The sequence below is a fragment of the Paenibacillus plantarum genome (genome assembly GCF_013141695.1).
GTDB classification, from domain to species: Bacteria; Bacillota; Bacilli; order Paenibacillales; family NBRC-103111; genus Paenibacillus_E; species Paenibacillus_E plantarum.
Window position 1 is genome coordinate 384680 of sequence record NZ_WHNY01000004.1, and the last position, 12800, is coordinate 397479.

Annotated in this window: 9 protein-coding genes; all 9 read right to left on the reverse strand. The window is 40.0% G+C overall.

Going from position 1 to position 12800, the window contains the following annotated elements; genetic code table 11:
• Window positions 1-130 precede the first annotated feature (130 nt).
• Window positions 131-1933, reverse strand: a complete 1803-nt coding sequence (gene uidA / locus GC096_RS01320; protein ID WP_171628491.1) for a beta-glucuronidase — start codon at window positions 1931-1933, stop codon at window positions 131-133.
• 27 nt (window positions 1934-1960) lie between these two features.
• Window positions 1961-4246, reverse strand: coding sequence for a glycoside hydrolase family 2 protein (locus GC096_RS01325; protein WP_171628492.1), 2286 nt, complete (start codon window positions 4244-4246; stop codon window positions 1961-1963).
• Window positions 4247-4330: 84 nt separating this feature from the next.
• Window positions 4331-5848 (reverse strand): ABC transporter substrate-binding protein, encoded by a 1518-nt coding sequence (locus GC096_RS01330; RefSeq protein ID WP_171628493.1) that lies wholly within the window; start codon window positions 5846-5848, stop codon window positions 4331-4333.
• 55 nt (window positions 5849-5903) lie between these two features.
• Window positions 5904-6782, reverse strand: coding sequence for a carbohydrate ABC transporter permease (locus GC096_RS01335; protein ID WP_171628494.1), 879 nt, complete (start codon window positions 6780-6782; stop codon window positions 5904-5906).
• 14 nt (window positions 6783-6796) lie between these two features.
• Window positions 6797-7666, reverse strand: coding sequence for an ABC transporter permease (locus GC096_RS01340; protein ID WP_171628517.1), 870 nt, complete (start codon window positions 7664-7666; stop codon window positions 6797-6799).
• Between the two features lie 256 nt (window positions 7667-7922).
• On the reverse strand, window positions 7923-9467 hold the full coding sequence (locus GC096_RS01345; protein ID WP_171628495.1) for a response regulator transcription factor: 1545 nt from the start codon (window positions 9465-9467) through the stop codon (window positions 7923-7925).
• A gap of 13 nt (window positions 9468-9480) precedes the next feature.
• Window positions 9481-11199: a sensor histidine kinase gene (locus tag GC096_RS01350; protein ID WP_171628496.1), complete on the reverse strand. Its 1719-nt coding sequence runs from the start codon at window positions 11197-11199 to the stop codon at window positions 9481-9483.
• Window positions 11200-11965: 766 nt separating this feature from the next.
• Window positions 11966-12640 (reverse strand): ABC transporter ATP-binding protein, encoded by a 675-nt coding sequence (locus GC096_RS01355; RefSeq protein WP_171628497.1) that lies wholly within the window; start codon window positions 12638-12640, stop codon window positions 11966-11968.
• Between the two features lie 70 nt (window positions 12641-12710).
• On the reverse strand, window positions 12711-12800 hold a 90-nt coding region (locus GC096_RS01360), incomplete at its 5' end, for a sigma factor-like helix-turn-helix DNA-binding protein (protein WP_281366710.1).

Here is a 12800-nt window from a genome sequence, read left to right on the forward strand (position 1 = left end):
AGCTTAATTTGTCGCTTTAAAACTTATTTGTCTCTCAACAGCCCCTCCCTCATCCAATTCTAAGGCAGACTTATGCCTCCAATTTGAAAATGCTCTAACATTTCAAGACTTTCAAATTATCAATGTTTTATTAATTCCCTTCAGTTTTATAGTAGTAATCCTTGATATTTCGGTATCGTTCCCGCAGAAAGTGAGCGGCTTTCTTGGGGCGCCTGTCCCTAGTGAATACGCCCTTCTTGTTTCCATCCACTCTTACAATCCCTTGCTTTGTAGCAAAATCCGCAAAATTCCAGACATGCTCACCAACCACGAAGTCGAGTTTGTCCATAACTTGATGGTATGTTTGCAAAAAGTCACATTGATACTCTTCCGACCACATGAGAGGCACCGTAGAAGTCAGCCCTTGGATGGTATCCGCACCAAACTCCGTTAGAAAGACAGGTTTAGCAGTAAGATTCCACCATGCTAACAGTTCCTGATGTAGTACTCTGCCAGCCATCTCCAAGTCATTACCAAACGCATACCAGCCTACGTATCGGTTTAAGCACAAAACATCGCTTAACGAATGAATTTTGCAGGTAGTTGGTGAGGCGGCAAAATAATTCACAATAGTAATGGGTCTTGTAGGATCAAGCTTCCTGGTCAAATCCGCAAGTGGTTTAAAATATTCATATGCTCCTTCTTCCTCACCGGCAGGTTCGTTAGCAATAGCCCACATTACAACACATGCGTGATTCTTATCTCTCTTTATTAACTCTTTAATAGCAAGTTGATGGCTCTCTTGGCATTGAATGGTTTGCCAGGTATTACGTTTATTAGATGAAGCGTAAGCTCCTAATGATAGATGAAGCCCTACCGCAGCAACCTCGTCAACAACAACTATTCCTTCACGATCAGCCAGTCGCATGATTTCTTCTGAATACGGATAGTGGGAAGTACGGAATGAATTAGCCCCAATCCACTTCATTAAGCTAAAATCCTTGATATTTAACGCTTCATCCAAACCTTTGCCATGGATTTCCGCATCCTCGTGCTTACCAAATCCTTTAAAGTAAAAGGGCTTGCCATTAATCAGAAACTCTTTTCCTTCCACTTTGACCGTACGAATACCAAAGAGTTCGTTATATGTGTCCACAACACTGCCATCAATGCTAATAACTTCTACTTTTAGCGTATACAAATAGGCAGCCCCAGGCTCCCAAAGCACGGGATCCTCGATTTCCATATCTGCATGCAAACCTGATGATTCAGCAACAACATTCTCCTGTTCATCCAGAATCGTTACCTTAACATTGGTAGACCCTTCGGTTTCCACTTTATAATAAACTACGCCTGTTTGGCCGCGAAGGTCTGTGCGAATAGTAATATCTTTGACATACTGTTGTGCCGTCGTATATATCCGAACAGGTCTGTGAATACCGCTGTAATTGAAGAAATCATGGAAATAGTCCTGCTTTCTAATCTCATTCCCCGCAGCATCACGTCTGACATTCACCTCACCGATGGGGACTGTAGTGTAGTCGAGCACATTATTTACGAGAACTATAACCCGATTTTTTCGATCGAAAAATACGAAAGGTGCAATGTCTGCTTCAAATGGCGTGTAACCTCCGTGATGCTCTATTACCTCTTGTCCATTAATCCACACTTTGCCGTAATGTGTAACGCTGCCGAATCGGAGAATGATCCTCTTCCCTCTCCAAGCTTCGGATACATAAAACTCTCTTTCATACCATACGTCACCTACATGGTCCCTAACTCGAGCGTCTTCCGTCAAATCGTTATAGCTGGCCGGCACAGGCATAGGGATTGTCCCCTGCAGCTTTTGTTCATATATTCGATTAGCTACCCCTGTTCCGTCATCCAACTTGAAACTCCAGATTCCATTTAACTCTATTAATTCTCTTTTCGTGTTGCTTTGAGGATATAACATTTCGAAAAATCACCCTTATCCTGAAGCTTATTTTTTAATCACATTCAGTTCTTTGTTAATTACAGTAAGCAGTTCTTTAGGAATATTGAAGAATGAGAGCTTCGACATTTTCTCAATGGACATGACTCCTTTGGTCAATTCAAACCTAGGATTGTGAGTTGTATGATCAAAATATTTAAGAAACACTTCTTTGGCTTTCTCATTCGTATATAGATCTTCAATCGTGTCAAAAGTCGAATAACAGCTCTCTTTCAGTTCAATCTCTTTAACATCGGTTAAATCGAACTTTTCGAACCAGTTCACAACAAGCCTAGCCTCTTCCTTCTTTATATAAACATAGCTGTTATCTAATTCCATCGTATAATGAAGCACAATCTCATCGGTATAGATGGTACCATGTTCATCCACGCCCACAACCTTCAGATGATTCTCCCCTGCGGTTAGCGAAAGATCCTGCACCAACTTTACTGGTTTTTCACTATTTATTTCTTTGAGCAGGAGTTGATCTTTATAAACTTTGATACTAGAAATATTGGAAAGAATAACAATATCATTCAACTCCCTATGCCTATTAGCAAAACGACGCCCGGCAATGTGAACAAAAGGAATCTTAGACCAATAGGCTTTATATAGATAATAGGCATCTTTCTTTATTTTCCGGTCAATCGTTACGAGCCCTTTCAAGTTCTTACCAGAATCGCCGCCTTCGATTCTATTTGCACTACCGAAGTCGAACATATTCCATACATAGCCTCCCAAGACATACGGCCTATCATTAAATGTCTGTAACGCATTATGATGGAAGAGCAGCTGATATTCCTCGGTATAGTCTTTCACTTGCGGAGAATAAGAATGAAACCGAGGGTTCGTATCTACGCCATACTCGGCTACAAGAACAGGCACATTTGGCTGTACACGATGGAATTGGTCCAGTCTTTCTCCTAAGTTTTTCATTTCACCATAGTACCACCCATAATACAAATTATAGCCGACAAGATCGGTAAAGGTGTTAAGTTGGCTATCGTCTTCAACCGAATATATATTAGCCTGTGCCGTTAGCCGATCAGGATCCAAGTGTTTGGCCAAATCCTTTAGCCGGTTTACACTTTCATATGTTTTCTCATTTTCAATAGCTATTGTGATTTCATTCTGCACTCCCCAGCAATAGATGGAGCAATGATTATAGGCCTGCTTAATCAATCTTTCAAGCTGATCTAATGCATTCTGATTTTCAGGGTCTAGGGTAGAAGGAATACTAATAAAAGGGATTTCCGCCCAAACTAGCATCCCGTTTTGATCACACAGGTTATAAAAGTAATCGTCGTGCTGATAATGAGAGAGACGAATGCTATTCGCACCAATATCTCGAATTAAAGCCATATCTTCATCCATGTGAGCCTTAGTAATGGCATTACCTACACCCGCATAATCTTGATGACGACTAACCCCATTAAGCTTTATAGGTTTACCGTTCAGTAGAAAGCCTCTTTCTGCTGTTACTTCTAACGTTCTAAATCCATACTTCATTGATCGCAGATCATAAGTCTTTCCTTCTATATTTATGGAAACATTGACGGTGTATAAATATGGATTTTCAATACCTTCCCATAGTGTAGGATTATGGATCTCACTTTTCAAATTAAAGGCAGTTTCAGAGATTAGTGATAATTCCTGGCTTTCTTCTAGAACTGTCTTGTTCTCATGGTCGCTAACTTGAACGATAAGAGTCCCCATTACTGGAATAGAAGATTCATTGATTACTTTTCCGAAAACTTCTAATTCAAAGGTGTTACTCCCCAATTTTTTTTGATTTAAATACACACCATCTCTTCCTTGATCCTGTAGATCAAAATGTATATCCTCCATGACCAACAGCTTTACATCCCTATATAAACCTCCATAAAACGTAAAGTCAGCCATTAGGGGGAATACATCCTTGTGCAAGCTATTATCCACCATGATAGCTATAAGGTTTTCTCCTGGGATAAGGTAAGGATTCAGATGGACTCTGAACATGGAATATCCGCACCGGCTCTCGCCGACACTTTGCCCGTTAATATAAACCGAACCAAGCATCCCTGCTGCTCCGATTTCCAGGAATAATTGTTTTGCCTTATCCTCGCTGGAGAGAATCAGTCTTTTTTGATACCAGCACTGTCCTCGATAGTACTGACTTCCTTCTTGCCCATCCATGTGATTCCAGCAGTGTGGGAGAGTGACTTCCTCCCCTCCTTGAATATCATCCAATGAATAGGTAACACTATTGTTTTTAGTAAAAATCCATTCATCATTCATCTCAATGGTTCGTATCATCCTGCTAACCTCACTTTATGATTCAATATTGGAAAATAATTGCGGTAGACCCGCTCGCATAGTGCAAGGGATCTACCGCAAATTTTATTTATTGCTCTTAGCCCACTCATCCAACTGCTTCTGCTTTTCAGCAATGATTTTATCCAGCCCCGCGGCCTTTAACTGTTTATTAAATTCAGGCAACTTCGTTTCAGGGTCCACCATACCCGTTTCTAAAGCAATTTTAAATTGATTTTGTACATTCGTAACCGCAGCGATTTCTGTTTTCACAGGCTCTGCATCAAAACTAAAGCCGAGAGCTTTTGATACTACCGCACTTTTATTGAACTTGGACATTTTATCCCAAAGCTGCGGCTCGTCGCCGTTCCAGATATAGGATAAGAACTGGTTACCGAACATATAGCCTTGTTGTAGATTGTAACCAGAGCTAGACGCATCGACCCCTGCAGGGAAATCAATAACATCCCCTTTTTTCACGTAATGCTTTCCTTCTACTCCCCAACTGAACAGATTTTGAAGGTCTTTGTTCGTGTACAATAAGTCCAACAACATCATTGCGCGTTCCGGGTTTTCCGAGCTCTGCGTAATGCTCCAAGCGCTGCCTGTAATTTTATCTGTTGTCGTGATCGGCTGAGATAGACGAACGGAAACCATTTCCTTGCCCGTGCTTCGAGATTCCTGCTGCTCAATGCCAGGCTTCATTTGGGATAACCATGAGAAGCCTCTTCCTGCCTTGACGAGATTATATTTCGTTTCCGTATCCGTAGCGGCATCCTTTGCAATATAACCCGCTAGGTACCACCTTCTAACAAGTTTGAGCAAATTCTCGTATTCCTTGGTTTCAAACCAGTTCACGACCTTTAACCCATTGTCATGCTTAGGGAGAACACCGAAGCCGTTTCCAAGTGAGTCCATAAGAGCCGCCACGTAAGAATCAATAATGGAAGAGGCATATTTTACGGCTGGCGTTACACCGGGCTCATTATCTTTGATTAGTTTAAACACCGCATCCAAATCATCAAGTGTTTTGATGCTATTTACATCAATCTTGTATTTTTCAACTAGGTCCTTACGCATCGTGATTCCGTAATCGGACGCCAGATCTTTAATATTTGGCAAGCCATATATTTTTCCGTTTACTTTCGTTGCATTTATAATGGCAGGATTTTGTTCATCCAGAGCCTTCTTAGCATTTTGACCGCGTTTAGCAATAAGCTCATCCAGTGGCAGGAAATGTCCCTGAGCTACAGTTTGCGTATATGACCCGCGGACACTACTATACATGAGATCAATTTTCTCCTTACCCGCCAGCATAACAGTTGTTTGCTGTGACCAAGTTCCAAAGCTGATCGGCACAAGTTTTACGGTAGCATTAATTTTTTCTCTCGTGATTTTATTGATTTCCTCCGTAACCAACTGCAATTCTTTCGGTTGGTTATTGATGGGAAACACCATGACAATTTCATACGGCTTTGACTGAGCCCCGCTCTCCTGTACTTTCTGGGGCGTTTCACTACTATTTGAGCTGCAGCCCGCCAGTAAGACACTCGTTCCAAGCCCTAATAAACCAAGTTTTATACTCAATTTCTTCAGTGCTACCATACAAAACTCCCCTTTTGTAATTTTATACTAAACTGGCATAGGCCAGTTATAGCTATTATCCTTTTACAGCGCCTACAGTAATCCCTTTAATAAAGAATTTTTGAAAGAATGGATACGCAGCAATGATCGGAAGGACCCCTATAACAGCAATAGCCATTCGCATCGATTCCAAAGGTAAATTCGCCGCCGCTTCCATCGTTTGTCCATCACTGTTCTGCATAAATTGGATATCCAGCAAAATGCGATTCAATAAATTTTGGAGGCTGTAATATTTGCTTTCGGTAATATAGATTAGCCCATTGAACCAGTCGTTCCAATATCGAATGGTTTGGAATAGACCAACGGTGGCAAGCACTGGTGTTGATAAGGGGACGACGATACTTATAAAAATTCTTGACTCCTTCGCTCCATCAATATAAGCCGACTCAATAATCGATGGCGGTATGGAGGTTGCGAAGAAGGTACGCATGAGAATCACATAAAACGCATTCACCAGTAATCCCGGAATAATTAGGGCCCAAATCGTATTCTTCAAATCAAGTAAATTGGTATAGACCAAATACGTAGGGACAAGTCCACCATGAAACAACATGGTAAAGAAAACGTAGAAAGCCAGAAACTTGCGAAATGGCATCTCTTTCCTGGATAACGGATAAGCAAGCAAAGAAATAAATGTTAGTCCTATTAGTGTCCCTACGACGGTTACTAGTATCGTGATTCCATACGCTCGCATGATTGTCGCAGCGTCATTCCAGAGATACTCGTATGCTGAAAAACTAATTGTCTCAGGAATTAGCGAGTATCCGCTGCGAATCAGCTCCATATCGTCCGTAAAGGATGCCGAAACCAAAAGAAGAAAAGGAAATACACTGCAGATGGCAAAGAGCAACATAATCATATTTAAAAATAACTGATATCCTTTATTTGTTAGCATGGGTGTCACCTTCCTTAAAACAGTGCATTCTCGCTGTTTACTTTTTTAACAATAAAATTGGATATCATAACGAGGATAAATCCGACAAGAGACTGGTACAGCCCAGCAGCAGACGCCATTCCGAAATCACCTAAATTCATAAGTGCTCGGTATACATAGGTATCAATGGTATTAGTAACCGGCATCAAGGCCCCTGTATTCAAGGGTACTTGATAGAATAGCCCAAAGTCAGAATAGAAAATACGTCCGATGGCTAATAGTGACATTATCGTAATGACAGGAGTAATTAGCGGTAGGGTAACACCCCACATCTGCTGCCACCGGTTGGCCCCATCTATCGTTGCAGCCTCGTAGTATTCTTGATCAATCCCAATAATTGCTGCTAAATAAATCACACATAAATATCCTGCGTCCTTCCATGTGTGCACAATCGTTAATATATAAGGCCAATATTTCGTTTCTGCATACCATTCGATTGAATTCATCCCCAACATAGGAAGAATCGATGTATTGATAAATCCACTTTCAACATCCAAAAATGATAATACCAGGTAGCCCACAATAACCGTGGAAATTAAATAGGGCAGTAAGATAAAGCTTTGAAACATCCGTGACAAAAATCGATTCTTTATTTCATTCAACATGATTGCTAAACCGATGGCAAACACTGTAGTTAAAATGATAAATACGACGTTATACAGAATTGTATTTCTGGTGATGATATAGGCATCAGATGTCTTAAACAAATATTCAAAGTTTTTAAATCCTACCCAGTCGCTTCCCCAGATTCCTTTCGCAAAATTGATGTTTTTGAATGCAATGACTACCCCAAACATAGGCAAATAATTGTTAATCAACAGATACAAAACTCCTGGAAGTGTCATTAAGAGTAATGCCCGGTACTTGACCACCTTTTTTAATAACGCTCTCGTGGCTGTAACTTGTTGGGGCTGTAATTTTGATCGTGATGTTTCATATGCCCTTGTGTTCAATGTCATCTCCCCCTTATTCAACTCTTCGGTTCTTATAAACCTTATATTAAGCGAAACGATTTTAAGCAACTACCAAAAATCCGCACTCCCATTTTTGAATTTCCGTCCTAATAAAATAAACATCCCAAAACGGGATGTTTATCTGAAATTAACGAAACGTTTTTCTATAGTCCTGAGGTGTCATCGACATCTCTTTCTTAAAAGTGGTTGAGAAATAAGCAAAGTTGGAATACCCAACAGCCTGAGCAATGCTGCTCACAGGTAAATCGGAATGTGCGAGAAGCTCTTTAGCAATATGAATCCTTTCTTGTACTATGTAATCTGAGATCGATATCCCTGTTTCCTTCTTAAACAATTTCACAAGATAATCCGGACTTAGTCCGATATGGTCAGCAATGTATTGCCGTGATAACGGCTGATCAATATGGGAAGTAATATACTGTTTAATTCGATCCACGAAAGATTCATTTTCCCCTTCATCTTGTATGTGAAGAAAAGTGATATCTAGAACCTCCATCACCCAGTTTTGAAGATCATTGATGGACTTCGTAACAATAAGTGCTCGATCAGGAGATAAGTGATCTGTGAAAATTTGATCCGCTTTAAGACCGTTTTGCTGCACAAAATACAACAGCATTTGCAAAAAACTCTGGTAAAATAGCTTCAGACCTTTCGCATCCAGTCCTTCTATTTGCTTCCATGAATGAAGTGAATTTACGATTTCCGTTTGAAGCTTCTTTTTATCCCCCTGCTTCATCATTTCAGCCCATATGTTCATTTGAGGCCAAGAGACGTCTTGTGTCTTAACGTTTTTTTCGCGAAGAGCGATTACCTGTTTACTAAGAGAAACATTGTTAAGGTGCAGATACACTAGTTTATCATACATAGCAAGTACGTTTTGAATTTGCGTCACTTCGCCCATATAACAGGATAGCTGGCAATAAAAATATTGATGACTAGCTTCAATGAAAGACCTACACAAATCTGTCAGCATTTCCTCGGTCGGACAGGAATCTTTCCTCAATTCAAGGATGATTAAGATAAGACCGGTTTTAATCTGAATGATTTGACCTTTATTCCCTTGTTGCAGGATTAGCTCTTCCGCTGTCTTTCGAAGAGCATACTCCATAATATTTTCCTCACGCACGGAAAGCTTTTTCTCCCAGAATTGCACGCCTATCAGTATGGGCAGAAAGCTTGCCATTTCTGAATAAGGGATACTTTTTTCAGAGAGAACTCTCTTTATTGTTTCCGGGTGTGAAGGTATGTTTTGTTGAAGTAAGTCCTGCCAAAAACGTTCGATTACTAATGGTCGTTCTGTCTTTATTTTTAAAATAGCTTTTTGTACGGCTTCCTTTAATTCATGTTGCGGTACTGGCTTCAATAAATAGTCTAGGCTTCCCAGTCGCAGCGCTTGCTTGGAATATTCAAAATCAGCATGACATGTTAAAAAAATGGATTCTGTTTTCAAGTATTTTTCTCTTACCCACGTCAAAAGATCCAGACCATTACCTTGTGGCATTTCAATATCACAAATCATCACATCAATTGAATGACTTTCGAATAACTCTTTAGCCTGGCGGATATTATATGCAACAAATACTTTTGTTATTCCAAGCTGTTCCCAATCAACGGTTGCTTTCACCTTGTTGGCAATGTATACTTCGTCATCTACAATCAATAATGTGTACATAGCAATGATCTCCTTATTCTAACTGAAGTGGAAGCACGATTTTAACAGCCGCCCCAGGATTATTATAGAAGGTGATGTTCGCTTGATCTTGATAAAGCAACCATATTCTTCGCTGCACGTTCCATATTCCGATATGTTCTCCCGAGTCATTGTTCATGAGGGCTATTCCTTGCTCCAATTTCTGCAAAACCCCAGGTTCAAACCCTTTGCCGGTATCTTCAATACGAATAATCAATTGGTCTACATTTTGCTCAATATCAATCCGAATATGAATTGGCTCATCTAGAGAAACGGCATGTTTAATCACATTTTCAATAAATGTTTGCACGATTAAAGGAGGGATTTTATAGTTCATTAGTGATTCCGCTATGAAGAAATGAGTAGTCAGGTTTTCAGGAAAACGAAATTCTTGAATACGCAAATAATTTTGAACATGTTGGATTTCATCTTTAAGCAGTACGAAATCCATATGACTACGAAACATGAACCGGAAATAACCAATTAATGACAAGGATAACTCCTTTAGCAAAGGATAATTTTGATCCTCTGCTAAGTAGTATACAATATTTAAGGAGTTCAAATAAAAATGAGGGTTAACCTGCAATTGCAGATGCTTTAACTCGGCCTTTTGGTTGTTTAAACGTTCTTCATAGACATTAATTTTGAGTTCCTGTATTTGAACCATCATATCGTTAAAGGTTTCATTCATCATTCGGAATTCTTGAGATATCGGCGTATTAACGATCCGAGCCTCCAAGTTGCCGTCCTTGATCTTGCGCATCGCTACAATAATGCGATTAATCGGCAGAAGTACGGTCCTTCTCAAGAAATATAAAGCTCCGATTAAAACAAAGACCGCCCCAATTGTTATTATCAATATAATACGCTGTGTATAAGGAAGCTGCTCGATAATATTACGATCCGGAATTACGGCAAGCAAACTGAAATCTCCTTTACTTGATTGTTCACCAATGACTAGATACTTTTGATTCGTGCCAGTTAGTAAATAAGTGCCCCGTTCATAGTTCAGTTGAATTTTCTGTGCGTTGTAAAAATCAATGTCCATTAGAGGTTGATTACCTGCATCAACAATCAGCGATCTTCCGTTTTCCCCTAGGTCCAACAGATCAAGAGGCACCATGACTTCTTTGGAATTTACCAGTGCCCCAATATACACATTTCCAAATTTAAATAGATGAATAAGGTAAGGAGTTCCATTAATTGTAATTGTGGTCCAGCGATTCATACTATAATGGGAAAGTTTTTGAGAATCTTGAGCTATCTCCTTAAGTGTGTTTTTAAATTCATAAAGATCTGGACTCTCTGAAACAGTACTTCGGGGAGCAAGGATTAGATCTTGGTTCACTACGGAATAGGCAAAGAAAAAATCCAGCGCATTATACGAGTTACTTTTCTCATACAATTCCCGAAATAATTGATATTGGGCTAGATTATAGGTATCTTGGTCCTGCTCAGCTGGACGCTCTAAATAGGATAATCCTGCGTTCTGGGCGGCAAATTGCAGCAGATAGGTGTCAATATTATTTAAATCTTTATCAATCAATCCCGTATATAAGTGAAGCAGGTTATTGCTAGATTGTGCCACCTGATTGCGAACCACGCTAATTGAATAATAGCTGTTATAAACAAGAAAAGTAATAATCGGCAGCATGATAACGAATAAACCGAAGATTAACTTAAACCGAATCGTATTAAAATTTAACGACAGCATGTTAGAAGTCTCCTTTAACATTGTAGTAGATAAGATTCCAATTAATTTGAAATATTTTCTCGGTCCATTATATACTACTAAATTGATATAAGGGTATCTGTAAAATATGTGATGTTGCTACGGCTAGAAAAAAAACGCAAGTTATTCCATAAGTATTTAAATATAGTCATATGTATCGGTCCTACAAAGAATATCTGTCATGTGAAACCAAAATTAGGTAAGTACAATCATCAGGAACTGTTTTTAGTAAGCGGTTAGACCACGTTTTATAATGAAGTTTACCTTTGCAGATGCCTGGATATCAAGGATATTTTGAAGTCGATTATATTGATCTGTAAGCGAGATTTGTTCGAATAAAATAGTGTTTTCGGATATTGGCAAATCAAATACAAATCGAAGCAGAGGGACAGCGGTACCCTTGCTGTCCTAGATCCACCCGATATATTCAACACTAATCAACAAACCCTTAGAAATTAAAAAGTGAATGTTCACAATAGTAAATATTCACTAACGAAATCTATTTACCACTAACGATCTTTATTTCACTTGATCACCAACCACCAACTCAACTTGCCTCCAACCCATTTTTGATATAGTAGATCCCTAATGAATTATGCTCATGAAATTTCACTTTTACAATCATTTGAATTCACTTCAATAAACAAGCGTTCCTCATGGTCATCAAAGCAGCATTCACCATTATTAAAAGCTCAAAAGCCCTACGATTTTATCGTAGGGCCGATCTTTGTGAGTAATATTGTTCGTTTCAATTAAATAACCTGCCATCCCGAAACCTTACAATCCGCTTTGCCTGCTCCGCAACCTGCCGATCATGCGTAATCACAATAATCGTCCGTCCCTGCTGCTCATTCAAGCGCCTGAAAATATCCATGATCTCCGCGCCTGTCTTTGAATCCAGCGCCCCCGTAGGCTCATCCGCCAAGATGATCGGCGGATCTCCCGCCAACGTGCGCGCAATCGCAACACGTTGCTGCTGTCCACCAGACAGCTCCGATGGAAAGTGCCGCCTGCGATCCAACAAATCAACAGCTTCCAGCGCTTTGAGAACCAGCGGCTCCCGCTGCTTCCTCGATAAGCCGCGATATATCAGCGGCAACTCCACATTTTCATAGGCATTTAATCTCGGCAGTAAGTTAAAGTTCTGGAAAACAAACCCGATCTTCCGATTCCGAATCTCAGCCAATTGTGAATCCTTCAGCGAATGAATCTGCTTCCCATCCAGCACATACAGGCCTTCATCCGAAACGTCCAAACAACCGATGATATTCATCAGCGTGGACTTCCCAGACCCCGAAGGTCCCATAATAGCAACAAATTCGCCTTGTACAATGTCTAGCGAAATGTCATCTAGGGCGCGGATTATCTCCCCGCCAATATAGTAAAATTTACTCACTTGCTCAATCTGTATTAAGGCTGTCATTGTCTTCGCCTCCATTATTTGATGCCAAATGAATGAAGAATGCGATTCAATTCCAATGAATTCAATTCTTTTACCGCTTCGCCTTATAAAACTCATGATAAAGCTTCATCAACGCCCGCTTCTCAATACGCGATACATACGAACGCGAAATCCCCAGCTC